The 22,008-nt window shown below is 61.4% G+C and carries 17 protein-coding genes and 1 pseudogene; 12 read left to right on the top strand and 6 right to left on the bottom strand.

Features of this window, described 5'->3' with window-relative positions; translation table 11 throughout:
• The first annotated feature begins 12 nt into the window (after positions 1-12).
• The 5 genes and pseudogenes from NBH21_RS01065 (at position 13) to NBH21_RS01085 (ending at position 5,389) form a co-directional block, all read left to right on the top strand.
• The gene (locus tag NBH21_RS01065) at positions 13-1,944 is read left to right on the top strand and encodes a DUF2207 domain-containing protein (RefSeq protein ID WP_250912113.1); all 1,932 of its coding nucleotides are present in this window, start codon (positions 13-15) and stop codon (positions 1,942-1,944) included.
• A gap of 75 nt (positions 1,945-2,019) precedes the next feature.
• Positions 2,020-2,300: pseudogene (locus NBH21_RS01070) on the top strand (type II toxin-antitoxin system RelE/ParE family toxin).
• 19 nt (positions 2,301-2,319) lie between these two features.
• Positions 2,320-2,616, top strand: a complete 297-nt coding sequence (locus NBH21_RS01075; protein ID WP_250912114.1) for a HigA family addiction module antitoxin — start codon at positions 2,320-2,322, stop codon at positions 2,614-2,616.
• Positions 2,617-2,733: 117 nt separating this feature from the next.
• Positions 2,734-4,887 carry a glycine--tRNA ligase subunit beta gene (gene glyS, locus NBH21_RS01080; protein WP_250912115.1) on the top strand — a complete coding sequence of 718 codons (2,154 nt, stop codon included), beginning with the start codon at positions 2,734-2,736 and terminating at the stop codon, positions 4,885-4,887.
• Positions 4,888-4,903: 16 nt separating this feature from the next.
• Complete coding sequence (locus NBH21_RS01085; RefSeq protein ID WP_250912116.1) at positions 4,904-5,389, top strand: 2-thiouracil desulfurase family protein; 486 nt, start codon at positions 4,904-4,906, stop codon at positions 5,387-5,389.
• A 191-nt stretch (positions 5,390-5,580) separates the two neighbouring features.
• Here NBH21_RS01085 and NBH21_RS01090 read toward each other — a convergent pair whose 3' ends face one another.
• The 4 genes from NBH21_RS01090 to purD form a co-directional block, all read right to left on the bottom strand.
• On the bottom strand, positions 5,581-7,413 hold the full coding sequence (locus tag NBH21_RS01090; RefSeq protein WP_250912117.1) for a methyl-accepting chemotaxis protein: 1,833 nt from the start codon (positions 7,411-7,413) through the stop codon (positions 5,581-5,583).
• 263 nt (positions 7,414-7,676) lie between these two features.
• Positions 7,677-9,518, bottom strand: coding sequence for a methyl-accepting chemotaxis protein (locus tag NBH21_RS01095; protein ID WP_250912118.1), 1,842 nt, complete (start codon positions 9,516-9,518; stop codon positions 7,677-7,679).
• A gap of 426 nt (positions 9,519-9,944) precedes the next feature.
• Positions 9,945-10,418, bottom strand: coding sequence for a plant virulence effector HPE1-like domain-containing protein (locus tag NBH21_RS01100; protein ID WP_250912119.1), 474 nt, complete (start codon positions 10,416-10,418; stop codon positions 9,945-9,947).
• A gap of 133 nt (positions 10,419-10,551) precedes the next feature.
• The gene (gene purD / locus NBH21_RS01105) at positions 10,552-11,823 is read right to left on the bottom strand and encodes a phosphoribosylamine--glycine ligase (RefSeq protein ID WP_250912120.1); all 1,272 of its coding nucleotides are present in this window, start codon (positions 11,821-11,823) and stop codon (positions 10,552-10,554) included.
• Between the two features lie 178 nt (positions 11,824-12,001).
• Between purD and NBH21_RS01110 the strand changes: the two genes are divergently transcribed.
• The 3 genes from NBH21_RS01110 (at position 12,002) to NBH21_RS01120 (ending at position 16,797) form a co-directional block, all read left to right on the top strand.
• Entirely contained in the window at positions 12,002-14,317 is a 2,316-nt protein-coding gene (locus NBH21_RS01110) for a Tex family protein (RefSeq protein ID WP_250912121.1), read from the top strand.
• A 275-nt stretch (positions 14,318-14,592) separates the two neighbouring features.
• Entirely contained in the window at positions 14,593-15,849 is a 1,257-nt protein-coding gene (locus NBH21_RS01115; protein WP_250912122.1) for a cyclopropane fatty acid synthase, read from the top strand.
• Between the two features lie 144 nt (positions 15,850-15,993).
• Entirely contained in the window at positions 15,994-16,797 is an 804-nt protein-coding gene (locus NBH21_RS01120; RefSeq protein ID WP_250912123.1) for a MipA/OmpV family protein, read from the top strand.
• Between the two features lie 75 nt (positions 16,798-16,872).
• Here the strand turns inward: NBH21_RS01120 and NBH21_RS01125 are convergent, their stop codons facing one another.
• Complete coding sequence (locus NBH21_RS01125; RefSeq protein WP_250912124.1) at positions 16,873-17,565, bottom strand: hypothetical protein; 693 nt, start codon at positions 17,563-17,565, stop codon at positions 16,873-16,875.
• Between the two features lie 247 nt (positions 17,566-17,812).
• On the opposite strand from NBH21_RS01125, the gene ubiA reads away from it, so the two are divergent.
• The 3 genes from ubiA to dmeF all read left to right on the top strand — a co-directional run bounded on the left by ubiA (position 17,813) and on the right by dmeF (position 20,172).
• Entirely contained in the window at positions 17,813-18,766 is a 954-nt protein-coding gene (ubiA, locus tag NBH21_RS01130) for a 4-hydroxybenzoate octaprenyltransferase (RefSeq protein WP_250912125.1), read from the top strand.
• Between the two features lie 93 nt (positions 18,767-18,859).
• Positions 18,860-19,138 (top strand): metal/formaldehyde-sensitive transcriptional repressor, encoded by a 279-nt coding sequence (locus NBH21_RS01135; protein WP_250912126.1) that lies wholly within the window; start codon positions 18,860-18,862, stop codon positions 19,136-19,138.
• A gap of 95 nt (positions 19,139-19,233) precedes the next feature.
• The gene (gene dmeF / locus NBH21_RS01140) at positions 19,234-20,172 is read left to right on the top strand and encodes a CDF family Co(II)/Ni(II) efflux transporter DmeF (protein ID WP_250912787.1); all 939 of its coding nucleotides are present in this window, start codon (positions 19,234-19,236) and stop codon (positions 20,170-20,172) included.
• Between the two features lie 79 nt (positions 20,173-20,251).
• Here dmeF and NBH21_RS01145 read toward each other — a convergent pair whose 3' ends face one another.
• Positions 20,252-20,818 carry a DUF6101 family protein gene (locus NBH21_RS01145; RefSeq protein WP_250912127.1) on the bottom strand — a complete coding sequence of 189 codons (567 nt, stop codon included), beginning with the start codon at positions 20,816-20,818 and terminating at the stop codon, positions 20,252-20,254.
• 383 nt (positions 20,819-21,201) lie between these two features.
• Here NBH21_RS01145 and modA point away from each other — a divergent pair, with 383 nt between their 5' ends.
• Entirely contained in the window at positions 21,202-22,002 is an 801-nt protein-coding gene (modA, locus tag NBH21_RS01150) for a molybdate ABC transporter substrate-binding protein (protein ID WP_250912128.1), read from the top strand.
• Positions 22,003-22,008 lie beyond the last annotated feature (6 nt).

A 22,008-nucleotide genomic window follows, 5' to 3' on the forward strand; every position in this document is an offset into this window, starting at 1 on the left:
CCGGAGCCCCGCATGTCCTTCCGCCAGCTCGCCGCCCTTTGCTTCGCCTGCCTGCTCGCGCTCTCGCCGGGGCTTGCCACGGCTGCGGAATTCATCCGCAGCTACGATGCGCAAATCGCCGTTTCCACTGACGCCAGCCTCGAGGTCACGGAGACCATTACGGTTCATGCCGAGGGCAACGACATAAGGCGCGGCATATTCCGCGATTTTCCGCTCTATGCTCAGGATGCGAAGGGACGCCGCACCAAGGTCGACTTCGAACTCCTGTCGGTTGAGCGGGATGGCGAGGCGGAAGCCTGGCACACCGAGAGCATTTCGGGCGGCATCCGCATTTATGCCGGATCGGCGGATACATATCTTGCCCCCGGGGACTATACCTACCGCATCGTCTACCGCACCGGCCGGCAGATCCGCTATTTCGACGATCACGACGAACTCTACTGGAACGTGACCGGCAATGGCTGGCAGTTTGCCATCAATGAAGCCTCCGCCACCGTCGTTCTGCCGGAAGGTGTGAAGCCGACCGAAACGGCCTATTACACGGGGTATCTGGGCGCGACGGATCGCAACGCGCGAATGCTTCGGACGAGCGAGGGCGTTTATTTCGAGACCACCGCGCGGCTTCTGCCCGAGCAGGGCTTGACCATCGCTGTCGGTCTGCCGAAGGGCGCGCTTGCCGCGCCGTCCAGCGAGCAGAACCTCTGGTGGCTGCTGCGCGACAATCTCGCCAACATCATCGGCTTCGGCGGCCTCTTTCTCGTCTTTGTTTATTATCTGCGCTCCTGGCTAGTTGTCGGGCGTGATCCGGCCGGCGGCGTCATCGTGCCACGATGGGATGCGCCCGATGGCATCTCCCCGGCGCTGGTGAATTACATCGACAACAAGGGCTTTTCCGGCGCGGGCTGGACGGCGCTCTCTGCTTCCGCCCTCGACCTCGCGGTGAAGGGCTATGTCGTCCTTGATGACCTCGAAAAATCCATCGTCATCCGCCGGACGGAAAAGCCGCTGGACGACAAACTGCCGACCGGGCAGGCGGCGCTGATCGCCGAGGTGGGCAGGCCCGGCTCCGAACTGGTGATCGACAAGGCCAATGGCCAGCGGGTGCAGTCTGTCGGCCAGAGGTTCCGCTCGGCCATCGAGAAGGAACATCGCGGCAGGTACTACCGCTCGAACTCGGGCTACGTCTTCGGCGGTGTGGTGCTGAGCGGTGCGGTCTTTGTTGCGCTGCTGATGTTCGGAGATCTGAGCGAGGAAACGATCGGCATGATGTTCGTGCCGATCTTCTTTGCAGTCTTTCTCGGCGGCTTCGCCGTCAATCTTGGCAAGGGCCTGCGCCGCGGCGCATCGCTTCCCATCCGCATCTTCTCCATCATCGGGCTGACGGTGGTCTCCGCCGTGGCACTTGCCGTCTTCTCCGGCATCCTGCTGGCCATTTTCACCGAGCTGGAGGAGAGCCATCAGCTCGGCGTGCTCGCGGCCATCGGCGGCGTGGTTCTTGCCAATGCGCTGTTCTTCTTCCTGATGGGCGCGCCGACGCCGCTCGGCCGCAAGCTGATGGACGGCATCGAAGGACTGCGCATCTACATGACACTCGCCGAAAAGGACCGGATGAACATGCAGGGCGCGCCGAAGATGTCGCCGCAGCATTTCGAGACGTTGCTGCCCTATGCGGTGGCGCTCGGCGTGGAAAAGCCGTGGACGCGCACCTTCGAGACGTGGCTCGCGACAGCGGAGGCTGGCGCTGCCGCCTATCAGCCGGCCTGGTATCATGGCGCAAGCCCCGGCGATTTCGGCGGCCGCATCGGTGGTTTCTCCTCATCCATGGCCTCCACCATGGCCTCCACACTTCCCGAACCGCCAAAAAGCTCGTCGTCGGGTCTTTCCTCCGGAGGCGGCGGCTCCTCCGGCGGTGGCGGTGGCGGCGGTGGCGGTGGCGGGTGGTAGGCTGCTGGCCCGATACCAACCTCGTCGAGTTTTGTATCGCAACGTGATACATCTTGATTAGGTTGGGGGAGCGTCTTGATAAGGTCTTATGCTTCTGCATTGACTGAGGCAGTCGCGTCGGGAAAGGCGACGAAAGGATTTCCGACCGATCTTCTGCGCCGTGCCGTCGTAAAGCTGACCCTGATTGATAACGCTTTCGCTCTGAACGATCTTGCCAGTCGCCGGGAAACAGGCTGGAAGCTTTGAAAGGAGACAGGCAGGGCCAACATTCCATCCGGATCAACGATCAGTGGCGCATCTGCTTCCTCTGGGTGAACGGAGCTGCGGAAAATGTCGAGATCGTCGATTATCACTGACCAAACGGAAGGACAGGACATGGTTGCAGAATTGCCTCCGGTACATCCGGGAGAAATCCTGAGGAATGAATTCCTCCTGCCTCTGGCCATGAGTGCTGGCGCCTTGGCGAAGAAACTGAATGTGCCACGCACAAGGATTGAACGGCTGGTCGCAGAACAAACAGCCTTGACCCCTGATACTGCCCTGCGGCTGGCGCGCTTTTTCGATACAACGCCGCAATTCTGGATGAACCTTCAGACGAGCCACGATCTTAAGGTGGCGGCAATTGCAAAGGCGAAGGAGATCGCGGCCATTCCGGTGATGAGCGCGGCGTAGCCGATAAGCTTCATTCCTTGAACTGATCGCGCATTTTGCGGCGATTGCATGGATGACTTTTCTCGCCGGGCTTGCTAAGTCCGCCGCAGCCTAAGCAACAAAGATAAAGTCAGTTCCATGCCCGATCTTCTGCTCGAACTTCGCTCCGAGGAAATCCCGGCCCGTATGCAGCGCAAGGCTGCCGGCGACCTCAAGAAACTCGTCACCGATGCACTGGTCGAGGCGGGTCTGAGTTACGAGGGTGCGCGCGAATACTGGACGCCGCGCCGGCTGACGCTGGACATTCGCGGCCTGACCGCCCGTTCCGCCGATATCCGCGAAGAGAAGAAGGGGCCGAGTGTCAATGCTCCGCAGCCCGCCATCGATGGCTTCCTGCGCGGCGCGGGCCTCACCTCCATCGATCAGGCAACCGTCAAGACCGATCCGAAGAAGGGCGATTTCTACGTCGCCTATCTCGAAAAACCCGGTCGCGCGGCGGAAGAAATCGTCGCCGATGTTATGCCCGGCATCATCCGCACCTTCCCCTGGCCGAAGTCCATGCGCTCCGGTTTTGCTTCCATGCCGAAGGGCTCCGTCTATGGCGGGATCGAAGGCAAGGGTCCGGAAGCGCTGCGCTGGGTGCGCCCGTTGCAGTCGATCGTCTGCACCTTCGGTTCCGATCATGACGAAACCGTCGTCATTCCCTTCGAGATCGACGGCATCACTGCCGGCAACGTCACCTATGGCCATCGCTTCCATGCGCCTGCCGCCATTACGGTTCGCCGTTTCGACGATTACGTCGCGAGCCTCGAAAAGGCGAAGGTCATTCTCGATGCCGAGCGCCGCAAGCAGATCATCGCGCAGGACGCCGCCAATCTCGCCTTCGCCAACGGCCTCGATCTGGTCGAGGACGAAGGCCTGCTGGAAGAGGTTTCCGGCCTCGTCGAATATCCGCACGTGCTGCTCGGCACCTTCGAGGCGGACTACCTGACGATTCCGGCCGAAATCATCCGGTTGACCATCAAGACCAACCAGAAATGCTTCGTCACCCGCCCGCATGGCGAGACCGAAGGCCTCTCCAATCATTTCGTTCTCGTTTCCAACATCGAGGCGAAGGATGGCGGCAAGGAGATCATGCACGGTAACGGCAAGGTCGTGCGCGCCCGCCTTTCGGATGCGCTGCACTTCTGGAAGCGCGACCAGGGCGACCTGCCGGATCTGGAAACGCTGAAGGCTTCCGCCGAAAAGTTCGGCCTCGACCTTTCAAAGCCGCTCGACCAGCGCATGGCCAAGCTCGACGCGCTGAACGTCACCTTCCATGCCAAGCTCGGTACCCAGGGCGAACGCGTCACGCGCATCCGGGCGCTGGCCAAGGAACTCGCCCCGATCGTCGGCGCCGATGCGGTATTGGTCGACCGCGCCGTAGTGCTGGCCAAGGCGGACCTGCGCACCGAAGCCGTCGGCGAATTCCCCGAACTTCAGGGAGTCATGGGCCGCAAATACGCTCTTCTGCAGGGCGAGCATGGCTCCGTCGCAACCGCCATCGAGGATCACTACAAGCCGCAGGGCCCCTCCGACCGGGTGCCGGACGACAAGGTCGCGATCACGGTGGCGCTTGCTGACAAGCTCGACACGTTGATCGGCTTCTGGGCCATCGACGAAAAGCCGACCGGCTCGAAGGACCCTTACGCGCTGCGCCGCGCCGCACTTGGCGTCGTCCGCATCATTCTGGAGCGGGGCATCCGCCTGCCGCTGTTGGCCGTCATCAAGGATGCCGACCTCCTGTCCTTCTTCCATGACCGCCTGAAGGTCTACCTGCGCGATCAGGGCGCGCGCCACGACATCATCGATTCCGTGCTGACGCCGGAGGCCGACGATCTGTTGATGGTCGCCCGTCGCGCCGAGGCGCTGACCGCCTTCATCACCTCCGAGGACGGCAAGAACCTTTTGGCCGGCACCAAGCGTGCGACCCAGCTTCTGGCCGCGGAAGAGAAAAAGGGCACCGTGGTTGCCGACGCCGTGTCGGATGCGCTCTTGACGCTCGACGCCGAACAGGCGCTCTTCGCCGCCATCAAGGTGGCGAGCGCGGAAGCGGCCGATGCCGTCGCCAAGGAGGATTTCCGCTCCGCCATGCAGGCGCTGTCGAAGCTCCGCGCGCCGGTCGACACGTTCTTCGACGATGTGCTGGTCAATGACGACGACGCTGCCATCAGGGCAAACCGTCTGGCGCTGCTGAAGGCCATCCGCGAGGCAACGGGTACGGTTGCGGATTTCTCCAAGATCACGGGGTAATCCGGAGGCGCGGGCGATGGACAGGATCCTCATCAGCGCCTGTCTTCTCGGCCACGCCGTCCGTTATGATGGCAAGGGCAAGCTGCTCGTCCATCCCGCGATCGATCGCTGGCGGGAGGAGGGGCGGCTGGTGACGATCTGTCCGGAGATGGCGGGCGGCATGGCCGTTCCGCGTCCGCCGGCGGAGATCGAGAACGGCCTCACCGGCGAGGATGTGCTGGACGGCAAGGCCCGCGTCATCGAGGTAACGGGCGGCGATGTGACTGCGGAGTTCGTGGCCGGCGCCGAGCGGGCTCTCGCATTCGCAAGCAACAATGGCTGCACCGTCGCGCTTTTGATCGATGGCAGCCCGTCCTGTGGATCGGGCCTGATCTATGACGGCTCCTTCGCCGGTATAAAACATGCGGGCCGCGGCGTGACCGCGGCACTTTTCCGCCGGTCAGGGATAGACGTGTTTTCCCATCACGACATCGATGCGTTGGCCGAGCGTCTTCGCAAATAACGGGCATAACTATCTGCTGATCGCGAATTGACAAGGCGCGTAAGCGATAAGCTCGCAGGTGTCATGGTTTGCAGCGCCACCCAGTCGTCACGGAATACGTTCCAGACGCATCTCTTCCCGAAACGAATAAAAAGCCGCCGGACATACATCGTCCGACGGCTTCCCTCACGCCCCCGCGTTGAAGGTTTGTATCAGCTTGCCATGCGCATGCGGTTCGCCATGTTGGAGAGGCTGCTTGTCTGCGAACCGCCGACCCTGAAGCCGCGAATGAGTTCGAGCAGGTCGCCGGTGTCGTTGGCCAGCACCTCGGCCGAAGCCGTGGTCTCCTCGGCCATGGCGGCGTTCTGCTGCGTGGCTGTGTCGAGCTGGTTCATCGAAGAAGAGATCGAACGCAGCGTCGTGTCCTGCTCCTGCGCGCTGTAGGAGATCTTCGACACGATGTCGTTGGCGCTTTCGATCTGGCCGGAAATGCGTTTCAGCGCTTCGCCAGCCTCGCCGACCAGCTGCACGCCCTGTTCGACCTGGGCCGAGGAGCGGGCGATCTGGTCCTTGATTTCCTTCGCAGCTGCAGCCGAACGCTGGGCAAGCTCACGAACTTCCTGGGCGACGACGGCAAAGCCCTTGCCGCTTTCACCGGCGCGAGCAGCTTCAACGCCGGCATTCAGCGCCAGCAGGTTGGTCTGGAAGGCGATCTCGTCGATCACGCCGATGATCTTGGTGATTTCGTTGGAGGAGTGCTCGATACCGCTCATCGCGGCAATCGCCTGGGCAACGACTGCATCGCTCTGGCGTGCCTCGGAGGAGACGGCGTTGACGCGGCTTGCGGCTTCGCGGGCGCCCTCGGCGGTCTGGCGGACCGCAACTGTCAGTTCGTCCAGAGCAGCCGAGGTCTCCTCGAGGCTTGCGGCCTGACGCTCGGTGCGCTGGGCAAGCTCGCCGGATGCGCGGCGGATCTCTTCCTTGCTGACGGCGATGTCGTTGCCCTTGAGATTGACGCGGCCCATGGCCTCTTCGAGGCGGGAAAGCGCTTCGTTGAAGTTGTGGCGCAGCGTCGAATACTTGTTGCCGAGATCTTCGCAACGCACGGTCAGGTCGCCCTGCGCAAGTTCCTTGAGGGCAGCGCCGATGGTGGAGACCACATGCGCCTGCTGTTCGGCTTCGGAGCGCTGCATGTCGGCATTCTGCTGGCGCTCGCTGTCGAGCTGCATCTGCTGCTCTTCCTGCCGGGCGGTCATGGCATGGCGTTCGCGCACCTTTTCCTGCAGCGCCTTGGTTGCCTTGGCCATCATGCCGACTTCATTGGCCATTTCCGTATGGGGAATGGTGAGAGAGACGTTTTCGTTGGCGACTTCTTCCAGCGCGTTGTGGATGGCCTTGAGTGGCTGCGTGATACCGCGGATGACGAACCAGGCCGCCATGACGGCGAAGACCAGAACGCAGAAACCCATGATGAGAACGCCGGTGATGTCCTTCATTATGCTGGCGTCGAGGTCGTCGAGATAGGCGCCGGTGCCGACCATGACCTCCCAGGCGGGGAAGTTCTTGGAGTAGGCCGCCTTCGGGAAGAGGGCATCCTCGGGCTTGCCGGGCTTCGAAAACTCGAACTCGGTCCAGCCACCCCCGGCCTTGGCCTTGTCGATGATGTTCATCAGGAACTTGTTGCCCTTCTTGTCCGTCAGGCCCGAGAAGTCCTGCCCTACGCCCTTCCTGCCGGGGTAGATGAGGCGGATGCCCTTGTAGTCGTAACCGAAGAAATAGCCGTCGGGCTCGAAGCGCAGGTCGGTGATGACGTCAAAGGCCTGCTCCTGAGCCTGCTCTCGCGTCAGCACGCCCTTCGTTTCAAGATCGTGATAGCGCGCCATGATCGAGAGCGCGGTCTCCGTCTGGGTCCGCAGCATCTCGTAACGTTCGCTGTAGATGGCCTTGGCCGAAGAACGGATTTCATAGAAGCTGGTAAAAGCGAAGGCCACCATCAGCAAGGCGACCAGCAAAATGAGCTGGGAGGAGATCTTGAGGTTTTTCATCGCAGTTGACTTTCGGACACCATGAAAGGGCGCGCGTCACCGGGAAAGCGGCGGCGGCATGAATCGCAGGAAGTTCTGAAAAAGCGCATGATGCGCCAAAGGAAGATGCTGCATCGCATCATTGAAAATACTATGGAACTTCAATTTTAAACATTTTCCTAAAATTGAAGCATTCGGGATAGTCTTGGCAAGCAGGCCAAAAAAAGTCGCCGGCATTTCTGCCGGCGACGGTTGCGATATTCAGGTTATACGCGCGAGGCGGGTCAGGAGGCCCGGCGCATTCTTTCGGCCATTGCACCAAGCCCGGCGGAGGACTGGACGCCCTGTCCGGAAACCCGGAAGCCGCGAATGAGGTTCAGCAGTTCCTCGGTGTCGCTGGCAAGCGCCTCGGCCGAAGCCGTGGTCTCTTCCGCCATGGCCGCATTGTGCTGGGTCGCCGCGTCGAGCTGGTTCATCGACGAGGAGATGGAGCGTAGGGTGGTGTCCTGTTCCGATGCTGAATGGGCGATCTTGGTAACGATGTCGCTCGCCGCCTTGATCTGGTCGGAGATGCGCTTCAGCGCCTCGCCTGCCTCGCCGACGAGCTGTACGCCGTTCTGCACCTGGCCGGACGACCGCGAGATCTGTTCCTTGATCTCCTTTGCGGCAGCAGCCGAGCGCTGGGCAAGTTCGCGCACTTCCTGGGCGACGACCGCAAAACCCTTGCCGCTTTCGCCGGCGCGGGCGGCTTCAACGCCGGCATTCAGTGCCAGCAGATTGGTCTGGAAGGCGATCTCGTCGATCACGCCGATGATCTTGGAAATTTCCGATGACGAGTGCTCGATGCCGCTCATCGCGTCGATCGCCTGGGCCACGACGGCATCCGAGCGCGACGCCTCGGTCGAGACGGCATGGACGCGCTTGGCGGCTTCCTGTGCGCCGTCGGCGGTCTGGCGTACGGCAACCGTCAGTTCGTCAAGGGCTGCCGAGGTTTCCTCGAGATTGGCTGCCTGACGCTCCGTGCGCTGGGAAAGCTCGTTGGAGGCGCGCCGGATCTCTTCCTTCGAGCCGCCGATGTCGACGCCCTTGGCGCTGACCTTCGCCATGGCCGCCTCGAGGTGGGACAGCGCTTCGTTGAAGTTGTCGCGCAGGCCGGAATACTTGGCGCCGATATCGCCGCAACGGACGGTGAGATCGCCGTGGGCAAGCTGTTCCAGTGCCTGACCGATGGTGGAGACGACGCGGGCCTGCTGCTCTGCCTCGGAACGCTGCATGTCGGCGTTCTGCTGGCGCTCGCTGTCGAGCTGCATCTGCTGCTCGTCCTGCCGGGCGGCAAGCGCGTGGCGTTCACGCACCTTTTCCTGCAGTTCCCTGGTGGCCTTGGCCATCATGCCGACCTCGTTACCCATGTCGGTATGTGGAATGGCGAGCGAGACGTTCTCGTTGGCCACTTCCTCCAGTGCATTGTGGATGGCCTTGAGAGGAAGCGTGATGCCGCGGATGACGAACCATGCAGCCGCAAGGCCGATCACCGCCACGCTGCCGCCGATCATCATGGCCTTCCAGATCATCGCATTGAGCTTGACCTGCAGGTCGTCGATGTAGACGCCGGTGCCGACGATCATGTTCCAGGGCTCGTAGGACTTGCTGTAGACGGCCTTCTCAAAGACCTCGCCACTCTTGTCGCCGGGCTTTTCCCAGAAGTAGTGGGTGACGCCGCCGCCCTTCTTTCCCTTTTCGAGCATTTCCTCGCGGAACATGTTGCCCTTCTTGTCGGGCTGCCCCTTGCTGTTCAGGCCGACCTGTTTCGGATTGGGATGGAACACCGTCACCACGTCGTAGGAGATGCCGAAGAGATAGCCGTTCGGTTCGAACTTTGCCTTGGAGAGAATCGCGAAGGCCTGCTTCTGGGCTTCTTCCTGGGTGAGCTCGCCCGATTTTACCCTGGCGTCATAGCTCTCGATGATGGCAAGCCCGGATTCGACCTGCGTGCGCAGCATGTCGGTGCGCTCGGCGTAGATCGCGTCCGCGGCTGAACTGATCTGGAAATAGGTCGCGATGCCGAATGCGATCATCAGGGCACCGATCAACCCAAGCAACTGGTGGGAAATCTTCAGATTCTTCATAGGTCCTCGCTCAATCAAAGGGTCCGGCGGCGTTCTGCCGATCCTTGCGAGGTTCCTCTGCACTCGCCAGTGCACATGCATCATGCGGCTTCCGGGTTATGCCGAGAGGATGCGGGGTGTTGTGTAAAATTTGAATTATATCGGCTCGACAACAAATAAACCCCAAAAAATAGGAGGGTTTTAGTCGCAGACGATACTGTTTCGAGATTTCAAATAACTATTGGGAAACAATATATAATTTGAAATTGACACGCATCATGTCTGATGTCGCGTCAGGGTAGTCTTGCTTGTCTTGCAAGCGTTTTAAATCGTCTCAAGGTAGCAAAAACGCCCCGGTTTTGCCGAGGCGTTTGCTCCGCATTGGCGCGGCAGGCCCGATCAGCCCGGATCGTAAGGCTGGGTGGGGCAGGGAAGGCGGACGGCGACTTATTTCAGCCGCAGGTCGAAGGTCGTGAGATCGAGGGGCTTCGGTTCCGACGGACCGTTCATTCCGGCTGAAACGGCGGGTGCAGGGGCTGCGACTGGAAGGGCGGCGGTCGTTGCCTGCGCGTCGATGCCGTCTTCCTGCGGGCCGGCTGCCGCGATGACGGAGCCGTCGGTCGTCCAGCCTTCGGCCGTGCTCATGAAGACCACCGGCGAACCGCCCATCCAGGCTTCCGTCCTCTTGAGCTTCTTTTCGCCGTTGACCTCGACGATCTCGGCGGCTTGCGTGCCCTGGGCGACGTGCGGCACGACATAGGAGCGCTTCATCGGTGCTTCTTGCGGGGTAGGGCAGTCGGCACAGGACATGACGATGATGCTGTTGCCCTTTGCAGCCTGCGGGCCGACCACCTCGATGGAAGAGGCATAGGCCGGAGCGGCGGCGGCCAGCAGAATGGACGTCAGAACGAGATTGCGCATGGCGAGTTCCCCGAATGTCTTTCAAGGGGAAAATAGCCGCTCTTCGTTGCTATCCGGTCAGACGCATCGCTACAATTTTAGCAATGTGTCGTTTTTTGACGGCCTGAAGCGCCCGTCAGGCATGAAACTACCGTCAGGTTTTATCGCGGCCGATGGCGCGCCAGCCAATGTCCCGGCGGCAGAAGCCGTTGTCCCAGGAAATCCTGTCGACCAGGCCGTAGGCCCGGTCCTTGGCTTCGGCAACATCGCGGCCGAGCGCGGTCACGTTCAGGACGCGCCCGCCGGTGGCGACGAGCTTCCCGTCCTTCAGCGCCGTGCCGGCATGGAAAACCTTGGCGTCACCTCGTGCTTCAGGCAGCGTGCCGATCGCCGTGTTCTTCTCGTAGGAGCCGGGATAGCCCCTGGAGGCCATGACGACGGTGAGCGCCGCCTCGTCCCGCCACTCGGCGGAAACCTCGTGCAGCCGGCCCGTGGCTGCGGCGTGAAGCAGCGGCAGGAGATCGCTCTTCAGCCGCATCATCAGCACCTGGCATTCCGGATCGCCGAAGCGGACATTGTATTCAATGAGTTCAGGGCCCTTTGCGGTAATCATCAGGCCGGCGAAGAACACGCCGGAGAACGGCATGCCCATGTCCGCCATGCCGCGCATGGTCGGCTCGATGATTTCGCACATGGTGCGCTCCACCAGTTCCGGCGTCATCACCGGAGCGGGGGAGTAAGCGCCCATGCCGCCGGTGTTCGGGCCGGTATCGCCGTCGCCGACACGCTTGTGATCCTGTGCTGTTGCGAGCGGCAGAAGCGTCTTGCCGTCGCAGAGGCAGAAGAAGCTCGCCTCCTCGCCGTCGAGGAAGGCTTCGACCACGACTTCCGCGCCGGCTTCGCCGAACGCACCCTCGAAGCAGTCATCCACCGCCGCCAGCGCTTCCTCGACGGTCATGGCGACCGTCACGCCCTTGCCAGCGGCCAGTCCGTCGGCCTTGATGACGATGGGCGCGCCCTGCGCGCGGATATAGGCCTTGGCCTTTGGAGCGTTGTTGAAACGCTGATAGGCGCCGGTCGGGATGTCGTAACGGGCGCACAGATCCTTGGTGAAACCCTTGGAGCCCTCGAGCTGGGCTGCGGCGGCGGATGGGCCGAAGACGGCAAAACCTTCCGCGCGGAGCTTGTCGGCGAGCCCCGCAACCAGCGGCGCTTCTGGGCCGACGACGACGAAGTCGATGTCGTGTCCGCGACAGAAGGCGAGGATTTCCTCGAGGTCATCGACGGAGATCGGAACCAGTGTCGCGTATTCGCCGATCCCCGGATTGCCCGGGGCCGCGTAGAAAGCCTCCATCAGAGGCGATTGCGCCAGCTTCCATGCGAGTGCATGCTCGCGTCCGCCAGAACCGATCAACAGAACTTTCATCGCCTGCCCTCCGAATGCCATGATCCCGGCGGTTAAGGGCAGGGGACCGAAAGGTCAAGGCGAAAAGCGTCAAATGCGCTTCCGGCGCTTTCCTGTGGAACCCCGGGCGCCTGCGTTGCCTTCGTCGTCGCTGCCGCTATGGTCGCGGCTCGCAAATTTTGGAGAACACCGGATTATCATGGCCGACGACAACAAATCCATCGCCGCGATCATCGCTTCCGAGATCAAGGCTCGCCCCGATCAGGTGGCTTCCGCCGTGCAGTTGCTGGACGAAGGTGCGACCGTTCCCTTCATCGCCCGTTACCGCAAGGAAGTGACGGGCGGTCTCGACGATACGCAGTTGCGCGATCTGGCCGAGCGGCTCACCTACCTGCGCGAGCTTGCCGCTCGCCGCAAGGCGATCGTCGAGTCCATCACCTCGCAGGGCAAGATGACCGACGAACTGATGGTCAAGATTTTCCAGGTTGGCACCAAGGCCGAGCTTGAGGACATCTACCTTCCCTATAAGCCGAAGCGCCGCACCCGCGCGGAAATCGCCCGCGAAAAGGGCCTGCAGCCGCTGGCCGACGCCATCTGGGCCAACCGCGCCGCCGATCCCCAGCAACTGGCCGAGGCCTATATCACTGCAGACGTTCCCGATGTGAAGGCGGCTCTCGAAGGCGCGCGCGACATCGTCGCCGAGGCGATCTCGGAAAATGCCGACCTGATCGGCCGGTTGCGCAACGACATGAAGGAGCGCGCCGTCCTCTATTCGAAGGTGGTCGAGGGCAAGGAAAATGCGGGCGAGAAGTTCGCCGACTACTTCGATCATTTCGAGCGCTGGGCGACGGTGCCGGGCCATCGCGCGCTCGCCATGCTGCGCGGCTGGAACGAGGAGATGCTGACCCTTTCGATCGAGGTCGACAAGGACGATCCGTCGCCGGTCAAGCCGGCGCAGCGCACCATCGCCGCAGCCTATGAGATCCGTCAGGCAGGGCCGGCCGACAAGTGGCTGATGGAGGCCGCCGGCTGGACATGGCGCGTCAAGCTCTCTGTTTCGCTGTCGCTCGACCTGATGCGCGAACTGCGTGAACGCGCCGAGGAGGAGGCGATCCACGTCTTCGCCCGCAACCTCAAGGACCTGTTGCTGGCCGCCCCCGCCGGCTCGCGCGCCACCATGGGCCTCGACCCGGGCATCCGCACCGGCGTCAAGGTCGCGATTGTCGATGGAACCGGCAAGCTCCTGGAGACCACGACCGTCTATCCCTTCCCGCCGAAGAACGATGTGCGCGGGACGCAGGTGGAACTCGCGGGCCTCATCCGCAAGCACAATGTCGAACTGATCGCCATCGGCAACGGCACCGGAAGCCGCGAGACCGAAAAGCTGGTGGCCGACATGCTCTCGCAGTTTCCGTCGACAGCCGCGAAGCCGACGAAGGTCATCGTCTCGGAGGCAGGCGCGTCCGTCTATTCGGCATCGGAAGCCGCCGCCCGTGAATTCCCGGGCCTCGACGTTTCGCTGCGTGGCGCCGTCTCCATTGCCCGCCGCCTGCAGGATCCGCTGGCCGAACTGGTGAAGATCGAGCCGAAGTCGATCGGCGTTGGCCAGTATCAGCACGACGTCGACCAGGGCAAGCTCGGCCGCTCGCTCGACGCGGTCGTTGAAGACGCGGTGAACGCTGTCGGGGTGGATCTCAACACTGCGTCTGTGCCGCTGCTTGCCCGCGTCTCGGGTCTCGGCGGCTCGATTGCCGAAGCCATCGTCTCCTATCGTGACCAGACTGGCGCATTCGAAAGCCGCAAGGATCTCCTTAAAGTACCGCGTCTCGGCGCCCGCACCTTCGAACAGTGCGCCGGCTTCCTGCGCATCCAGAACGGCAAGGAGCCGCTCGACGCCTCTTCGGTGCACCCGGAGGCCTATGGCGTGGCGAAGAAGATCGTCGCTGCCTGTGGCCGAGACCTGCGCAGCCTGATGGGTGACAGTGCCCTGCTGAAGGGGCTGGATCCGCGCAAGTTCATTGACGAGCAGTTTGGTCTGCCGACGGTCAAGGACATCATCGCCGAACTCGACAAGCCGGGCCGCGACCCGCGCCCGAGCTTCAAGACGGCGACCTTTGCGGAAGGCGTCGACGAGATCACCGACCTCAAGCCCGGCATGATGCTGGAAGGCACCGTCACCAACGTCGCAGCCTTCGGAGCCTTCGTCGATATCGGCGTCCATCAGGACGGGCTCGTACACGTTTCCCAGCTTGCCGATCGCTTCGTCAAGGATCCGCACGAGGTGGTGAAAGCCGGCGACGTGGTGAAGGTTCGCGTGGTCGAGGTCGATGTCAAGCGCAAGCGCATCGCGCTCACCATGCGCAAGGATGGCGGCGAAGCTCCGGCCCCGTCCGCGCGTGACAATCGCGGCCAGTCCAACATGCGCAACTCCGGCGGCAAGTCGGGCGGGCGTCAGGAAACGCCTGCCATTGGCGGTCTCGGTGCCGCCCTGGCCGAGGCGATGCGCAAGAAGTAAACAGGCCGCGCCTTGAACGCATGCCGCACGAAGACCTTATGGTTGTTCCGTGCGGCATGCGTGAAAACAAGGGCTTGGCGCGCGGCAGAGCTGCCCCGAAATCGCGCTGCATTGCGATATGACACCGCGAAAGAACGGGCTGAGGTGCGCCCCGAAAGACCTCGGCTGAATGATGCCTCAAAAAATATGAAGCTTCTATAACAATGCCGTGCTTGCCTCGTGAGGCAGACGCGATAGATTCCAGACGTTTGTATTAGGCATAATGGGGGCAATGAATGACCTCAAGGCTTGAGGACTTACTGACAAGGATCATCCGAAAGGGAAATTTCCGCGTAACCTTCGCGGATGGAAGGACAAAGACTATCGGAGATGGCAGCGGCGAACCGGTCGCCTTGCGCTTCACCGACGAGAAGGCCGAAAATGAGCTGGTCACCGATCCCCAGCTCAAGCTTGGTGAAATCTACATGGATGGCCGGATGATCGTCGAAGAAGGCGATATTTACGACCTCCTCGCTCTCATCAAGTCGAATACCCTTTCCGAGGGTTTGAACTTCAGCATGATATGGCGCGGGTTGGCGCGCTATTGCCTGACCCGGATCTGCAGTCTCTTCCCGGTCAATCACAACCGCCGCAATGTCGCGCATCACTACGATCTTTCCGCCAAGCTCTTCGACCTCTTCCTCGATCAGGACTGGCAGTATTCCTGCGCCTATTTCGAACCCGCCGGCATCTCGCTCGATGAGGCTCAGGTCGCCAAGAAACGGCATATCGCGGCCAAGCTTCGTCTCGAAAAGGACCAGCGGGTGCTGGAAATCGGCTCCGGCTGGGGCGGCATGGCCATGTATCTCGCGGAAATGGCGGGTGTCGAGGTGAACGGCATCACGCTTTCCACCGAACAGTTGCGCGTCTCGCGCAGCCGGGCTGCAAAGCGCGGCCTTTCTCCCCGCGTCCGGTTCGATCTTCAGGACTACCGCACCATGCGTGCGGCGCCCTTCGACCGCATTGTCTCCGTCGGCATGTTCGAGCATGTCGGGCCGTCCAACTATCGCAACTTCTTCGGAAAGGTTTCGGAGCTTCTGAAGGACGACGGCGTGATGGTGCTCCACTCCATCGGGCAGCCCTATCCGGCGCTTTACAACAATCCCTTCTTCGAAAAATACATCTTCCCCGGAGGTTACATTCCCTCCGTGGCTGAGGTGTTGCCGGCAATCGAGAAGTCGGGCCTGCTGATCCGCGACGTGGAGATCCTGCCGCTGCACTACGGCCACACGCTCCGGCACTGGCGTCAGCGCTTCCTTGCCCGCAAGGCCGAGGCCGTCTCGCTTTACGACGAGCGCTTCTTCCGCATGTGGGAATTCTATCTCGCCGGCTCCGAAATGGCCTTCACCCACGAGAACTTCTTCATCTTCCAGATGCAGATCACCAAGAGCCAGTTCGTCGTGCCCGATAGCCGCAACTATATCGCCGAGGCCGAGGCAAAGCTGAAGGCTGCGGAAGGGGCAAGGGCACCGCTGGAGAAGGTGGAGTTCTAGAACTGCCGGCGGATGGGTGAAGTCCGGGAAGACGGGGCTGCCGCCCCGTCTTGGTTAATGATCCGGTAACGCATTCGTGCGATTTTGACGCATCCTCTCTGCCGATCAGCAGAATTTTAGTATTGCGTTTTTTAGGATCGACCCATGCGAAAGCCGGTGCTTGCTCTCGTTTCCGCGAGCTTTTTCAGTATTATTGCCACCGAAAGCCATGCTGGCGAACATTTCTGGTCTGGCGACTGGTATCTGACGCTTGGCGGTGCCGGCATTTCCGGCCCGAAGTTCGAAGGCGCCGATAGCCGCAAGCTCTCCTTCTCGCCGATCATCTCGCTCGGTCGTCAGGGCACCGGCTCGCGGTTCTCGTCGCGTAACGACAGCGCATCGATCGCCATCGTTGATACCGATATGTTCCGCGCCGGTATCGCCGGCAAGATCGTTCCGGGCCGCGACTCTGACGACTACCGGGACATCAAGGGCCTCTCCGACGTCAAATGGGGCGCCGAACTCGGCGGCTTCGTCGATGTCTACCCGACCGATTTCGTCCGTCTGCGTGGCGAGTTGCGCCAGGGCATCCGCAGCCATGACGGCCTCGTTGCCGATCTTTCGGCTGATGTCTTCACCGATATCGCCCCGGATATCCAGCTTTCCGGCGGTCCGCGCGCCCGCTACGCAACGAGCGGCTATTCCAAGGCCTATTACGGCGTGAACGCCGAGGAATCCGCGGCATCCGGCCTCAGCCAGTATGATCCGGATGGCGGCTGGCAGTCAGTCGGCGTTGGCACCGCGCTCACCTGGAAGGCGACCGAACAGCTCTCCACCAGCGCCTTCGCCGAATATTCCCGACTGGTCGGCCCCGCCGGCGACAGTACGCTCGTTGAAGAACGTGGTTCGCGGAACCAGTTCATGTTCGGAGTTTCCGCCAGCTACAAGTTCGGCTTCAGCCTCGATTGAGGCCGAAGCTCTTCGAGCATTTCCGGCAGCAGCCCGAAACGGTTCCGCGTCAGCAGGCACCTGACGCGGAGTGTTCTAGATCCTGTCCGGGTTGATCGACACCACGACGTAGGAATACTCGGTGGTGTCGTCGCTACGGCCTTCGAGCGTCCCGCCGATGCCGCGGCCGCTGACCTTGGTCTTGCCGTCCGCAGACGCCACCGTGCCGCCGATGGCGACACCGGCCGAGGCTCCGGCATACTGGTTGGTGACGTCCGTGAGCTTGTCGGCGCGCCATGCGTTGAGAACGAGAATGACCTCACTGCCTGCGGCTTTCCGCTCCTTGATGATCGCGCGACAGTCGTCGCCGATATTGTTCATGACGAGTTTTGCGCCGGCTTCAGTCAGCGTGAGTTCACGAACGTTTTCAAGCGTATAGATGCGTGAACCCTTGCCCCCGGCATCCGCCGAGATTTCCCCGATATATCCCAGCTTGCCCGTGGAAAGGGCGGCCCCATAGGTTCTGCTCGCATCCACCGTCTTCTTCGCCACCCTGACCGGTTCCTCGACGACGATGTAATCGCCAATCTGCTTGAGCGCGCCGGTTTTCAGGAAGTCGTCGTAGCACATGGCATTGTAAACGGTGCCATCACCGGTCACGAACTTCGGCCTCTTGCCTTCCCCGGAAAAGTAGAGGCGTCCGACCTCTATCCCGCTCGTGGGTGCGACCGTTGTGTAACCGCGGAGCTGGATGCTTTCCAGCGTCGGTGGCGGGGGAGGACTGGGCATTGCAGTTCTCGTACAACTGGCCAGAGCGACGCCTGCCGCGACGAGTAGGACGTGTGGCATGTGGTTTCGCATCGATTCCCCCAGTGATTGCGATCTATAAAAATACAATCATTGATAACTCGGCAAGGCAATGCGAAATCGTGCAAAAATTGTTATCGATATAAATACAATCAAAGATTGTTCTTGATCGTGTCTCCGAGAAGCGATCTTGCTTGACCCGACTCCGGCCTCGCCCTTAGATGGCCTGATGCAACAGACAGATGACTTCGCCGGCCGTGTCGCTGACGCGCGTTCCGATAATTGGGTTCACCGGACCTTGCCTCGTAGCTGGTGGCCTTATGCGCAGCTTGCGCGCTGGGACAGGCCGATCGGCTGGCAGTTGCTGATGTGGCCGTGCTTCTGGTCGTCGGCCATGGCCGCCAATGTGCTGGCTGCGGAAGGGCGTCTGTCCTTTTCGCTCTTCCTTTTTCATCTCTTTCTATTCTTTGTCGGTTCGGTGGCCATGCGCGGTGCGGGCTGCACCTATAACGATCTCGTGGACCACAATATCGACATGCAGGTCGCGCGCACCCGCTCTCGGCCCTTGCCGTCGGGCCGCGTCAGCCGCAAGGAAGCGAAGATCTTCATCCTTGCCCAGGCGCTGGTCGGGTTGGCGGTGCTGCTCTGCTTCAACGGCTTTTCCATCGTCCTCGGCATCCTGTCGCTGGCGATCGTTGCCATCTATCCATTCGCCAAGCGCTTTACCGACTGGCCGCAATTCTTCCTCGGTCTCGCCTTCTCCTGGGGTGGGCTGATGGGCTGGGCCGGGCTGCAGGGGTCACTATCGCTCTCCGCCGTGCTGCTTTACGTTGCCGCCGTCGCCTGGACGATCGGTTATGACACGATCTACGCCCATCAGGACAAGGAGGACGACGCACTCGTCGGCGTTCGTTCCACCGCGCGGCTGTTCGGCGATGACACGCGTTACTGGCTGATTGCCCTTTACGGCATAACCTTCCTGTTGATCCTGGCTGCCTTCATTGCGTCGGGCATGGGCTTCTTTGCCTATCTCGGCCTGTTTATCGCGCTGGGCATGCTGGTCCGGCAGATCGTCGTGATCGATATCGACAATGCGGACCAGTGCCTTGCCCTGTTCAAGTCCAACAACCGCGTCGGCCTGATCCTCTTTGCCGGTCTGCTGCTGGCCATTCCCTTCGCCTGATTTTCCCGATCCGATGAAAGCCTGATCGATCGCCCGGCAATTCCGGGTGATATGCTTTGCTTCCTGCCTAAAAATAGGGTACCCCCCTATATTATGAGTCATACGATAAAGCATCAGGCAAAGCTGCTCGCCCGCATCAGGCGGATGAAGGGGCAGATGGAAGCCATCGAAACTGCGCTGCTGGCGGAGGCGCCCTGCGGCGACGTTCTCAACATGGTCGCTTCGGTTCGTGGCGCGATCACCGGCCTGACCGCGGAGCTGATTGAGGATCACATCCGCGAGCATGTGATCAATCCTGACCGCGAGGAAGACCCCGAGCGCGCCAAGGGGGCTGCCGAACTTATCGATGTCATCAGGAGTTATCTGAAATGACGCACGACCACGACGATCACCATCAGGATCATCCCCATCCGCATGCCCATTCCCATGTTTCTGGCCCGCCGCGCCTTGCCGCAAGCCATCAGCACATGTTCCTGGGCGCCGATCACCAGCGTAACGCCCGCAAGACATGGGCGGTCATCGCCATCACCACTGTCATGATGGTGGGTGAGATCGCCGCCGGAACGCTGTTCGGTTCCATGGCCCTGCTGGCGGACGGCTGGCACATGGCAACCCATGCCGGCGCCATCCTGATCTCGGCGCTCGCCTATCGTTATGCGTTGAAGAATGTCGGCAACGAGCGCTTCACCTTCGGCACCGGCAAGTTCGGCGATCTCGCGGCATTCTCGAGCGCAATCGTGCTGGCCATGGTGGCGCTGCTGATCGGCTGGGAAAGCCTGATGCGTTTCCGCAATCCGGTAGCCATCGATTTCAACGAGGCGATTGCGGTTGCAGTCCTCGGTCTCGCCGTCAATCTCGTCTGCGCATGGCTGCTTTGGGACGATCACGACCATCATGGCGCCGGCCACGGTCATCATCATGGCCACCACGATCACGCCGGCAGCCATGCTCATGCAGGCAGTCACGCCCATGGCGGCGGCGACACCAATCTGCGCGCCGCCTATGTGCATGTGATCGCCGATGCCCTGACATCGGTTCTCGCCATTACCGGCCTGTTTGCCGGCAGCTTTTACGGATGGCTCTGGCTCGATCCGATCATCGGCCTGGTCGGCACGGTCGTCATTGCCCGCTGGGCTTATGGCCTTATGCGTCAGGCGGGTGGTGTGCTCGTCGATTATGTTCCACAAAGTGAGGACCTGCCGGAGGAAATCAGGGCGATCATCGAACCGGAGGGAGCGAAGATCGCCGACCTGCATGTCTGGCAGCTTGGCCCCGGCCATCACGGTGCCATCGTTTCGCTGACGGCGACCGAGCCGCGCGCGCCGTCCTATTATCGCGAGAAACTCGCCCGCATTCCCGACCTGTCGCATGTCACGGTCGAGGTCGAACGCGCAGCTGCTGCCTGACCTGTGTTTCGTTCTGAAACGACAAAGGGGTCCGAACGCCGTTCGGACCCCTTTTGTGTGCGCCGACCCTGTTAACGGATCAGTTGCGGGCGATGATTTCCTTGCCGGAGATCTTCATGGTCACGCCCAGCTTGCCGGTGGTGCGGCGCACGAGGAAGCGCGGCCGGCGTTCGGCGAAATAGGAATGGCGGCGACGCGGCTGGGTTTCCCGGGCGCGGACATCGCCGAGATGCTCCTCGAGCGGACGGGCAATGCCATCGGCCTCGACCATGAGCATGGGAATGCGGAAGGCGTCGGACCAGTTGCGCCAGTCTGCGGCGATATCGCAGAGATCGTGGGCAACCAGCAGCGGAATGCAGAGTTCCGGGTCTTCATGATGCAGTTCGAGTGTCACGGTAACCTCTCCGTCTCCATGGTCGATCGCGCGGGCGGCGACCCCCTTGAAGGCGCGGGCCGGCAGCGCGAACGAGAGCGGCAAACCGCTGCCCTGCAGGATCTTTCTGAGGACTGCGCCCCGCTCGTCAATCGTAATGGTGACATCGCCGGACGCTCCGCGCAATGCGTAGGTGACCTGCTGCGGAAAACGGGACGGATCCAGTCGCAACGTTGCCCCTGCCCATGCGGGCTTCATAACCGTGTTCGTCATCTTCATGCTACCCTTGTTTTACCCGAGAGCGCTTCATGCGTTCTTCCGATCGGGACTTTTCGTCCTCTGTAGCCTGACCATACCGAGGGCCTGTTCCGGACAGCTTAAAAATCGCGGTTAAAAAAACTTTGCTGCGTCAAATGGTTAGCATTTTCAGACGAGGCAAGGTTTCGAAAAAGTGAATATAGGCGGAAAGGTGTCGGAGTTTGGGACGGCGGCGCGACAGGCTCGCGGCGGTTGCGGCGGGCCCTCGATGCCTGCTGCAAAGGCGTTTCGTTTCAAGCCAAATTCGGGAGAGGGCAGCTTCCGTTCTCTTGTCCGGTTGTTTCTTTTTCGCTATCGATATAGCCAGGAGAATATATCGATAACTCAAGAGGTCCTCCATGTCCGTTTCGTCTCGCGCCTTCCGTGCCGTTGCCAAAGCAGCATTCGTCGCTGCCGCCTTCCTTGCCCAGCCGGTAACCTCCGCATTTGCCGATCAAGCGGTAACTGTTTTTGCCGCCGCCAGCCTCAAGGAAGTGCTGGGTGATATCTCCACCGCCTGGAAGGCCGAAACCGGCAAGGAAACGAGCGTTTCCTTCGCTGCGAGTTCCGCGCTCGCCAAGCAGATCCAGGAAGGCGCGCCGGCCGACATCTTCCTTTCGGCCGACCTGAAGTGGATGGATTATCTCGACAAGGCGGGCCTCATCGCCGCCGACACTCGGTCCAACCTGCTCGGCAACCGCATCGTTCTCGTTGCGCCGAAGGATTCGACCGTGACCACGAAGATCGCTGAAGGCTTCCCGCTCAAGGATCTTCTCGCCGGCGGCAAGCTTGCCATGGGCAATACGGAATCGGTTCCGGCCGGTCTCTATGGCAAGGCGGCACTGGAAAAGCTCGGCGTATGGGACAGCGTCAAGACGGACATCGCCCAGTCGGACAGCGTCCGTGCCGCGCTTCTCCTCGTTTCCCGCGCCGAAGCCCCGCTCGGTATCGTCTATGAAACCGACGCCAAGGCCGACAAGGAAGTAAAGGTCGTTGACCGCTTCCCGGAAGACAGCCATCCTGAGATCGTCTATCCGGCCGCTCTGTTGAAGGAATCGAAGAATGCCGATGCCAAGGCCTTCCTTGAATACCTGCATGGCGAAAAGGCCAGGGAAATCTTCAGCGCTGCCGGTTTCACGGTGCTCTCCAAGACGAACTGATATTGA

This window comes from Ciceribacter sichuanensis (genome assembly GCF_024055605.1).
Lineage (GTDB): Bacteria > Pseudomonadota > Alphaproteobacteria > Rhizobiales > Rhizobiaceae > Allorhizobium > Allorhizobium sichuanense.

Excerpts from the sequence above, each read along its gene's own strand:
- NBH21_RS01065 (WP_250912113.1), top strand. The coding sequence starts at position 13 with ATGTCCTTCCGCCAGCTCGCCGCCCTTTGCTTCGCCTGCCTGCTCGCG.
- NBH21_RS01090 (WP_250912117.1), bottom strand. The coding sequence starts at position 7,413 with ATGAAAAACCTCAAGATCTCCTCCCAGCTCATTTTGCTGGTCGCCTTG.
- NBH21_RS01075 (WP_250912114.1), top strand. The coding sequence starts at position 2,320 with ATGGTTGCAGAATTGCCTCCGGTACATCCGGGAGAAATCCTGAGGAAT.
- ubiA (WP_250912125.1), top strand. The coding sequence starts at position 17,813 with ATGCAACAGACAGATGACTTCGCCGGCCGTGTCGCTGACGCGCGTTCC.
- NBH21_RS01100 (WP_250912119.1), bottom strand. The coding sequence starts at position 10,418 with ATGCGCAATCTCGTTCTGACGTCCATTCTGCTGGCCGCCGCCGCTCCG.
- dmeF (WP_250912787.1), top strand. The coding sequence starts at position 19,234 with ATGTTCCTGGGCGCCGATCACCAGCGTAACGCCCGCAAGACATGGGCG.
- NBH21_RS01120 (WP_250912123.1), top strand. The coding sequence starts at position 15,994 with ATGCGAAAGCCGGTGCTTGCTCTCGTTTCCGCGAGCTTTTTCAGTATT.
- NBH21_RS01095 (WP_250912118.1), bottom strand. The coding sequence starts at position 9,518 with ATGAAGAATCTGAAGATTTCCCACCAGTTGCTTGGGTTGATCGGTGCC.
- NBH21_RS01115 (WP_250912122.1), top strand. The coding sequence starts at position 14,593 with ATGACCTCAAGGCTTGAGGACTTACTGACAAGGATCATCCGAAAGGGA.
- purD (WP_250912120.1), bottom strand. The coding sequence starts at position 11,823 with ATGAAAGTTCTGTTGATCGGTTCTGGCGGACGCGAGCATGCACTCGCA.
- NBH21_RS01145 (WP_250912127.1), bottom strand. The coding sequence starts at position 20,818 with ATGACGAACACGGTTATGAAGCCCGCATGGGCAGGGGCAACGTTGCGA.
- NBH21_RS01125 (WP_250912124.1), bottom strand. The coding sequence starts at position 17,565 with ATGCCCAGTCCTCCCCCGCCACCGACGCTGGAAAGCATCCAGCTCCGC.
- modA (WP_250912128.1), top strand. The coding sequence starts at position 21,202 with ATGTCCGTTTCGTCTCGCGCCTTCCGTGCCGTTGCCAAAGCAGCATTC.
- NBH21_RS01110 (WP_250912121.1), top strand. The coding sequence starts at position 12,002 with ATGGCCGACGACAACAAATCCATCGCCGCGATCATCGCTTCCGAGATC.
- NBH21_RS01135 (WP_250912126.1), top strand. The coding sequence starts at position 18,860 with ATGAGTCATACGATAAAGCATCAGGCAAAGCTGCTCGCCCGCATCAGG.
- NBH21_RS01085 (WP_250912116.1), top strand. The coding sequence starts at position 4,904 with ATGGACAGGATCCTCATCAGCGCCTGTCTTCTCGGCCACGCCGTCCGT.
- glyS (WP_250912115.1), top strand. The coding sequence starts at position 2,734 with ATGCCCGATCTTCTGCTCGAACTTCGCTCCGAGGAAATCCCGGCCCGT.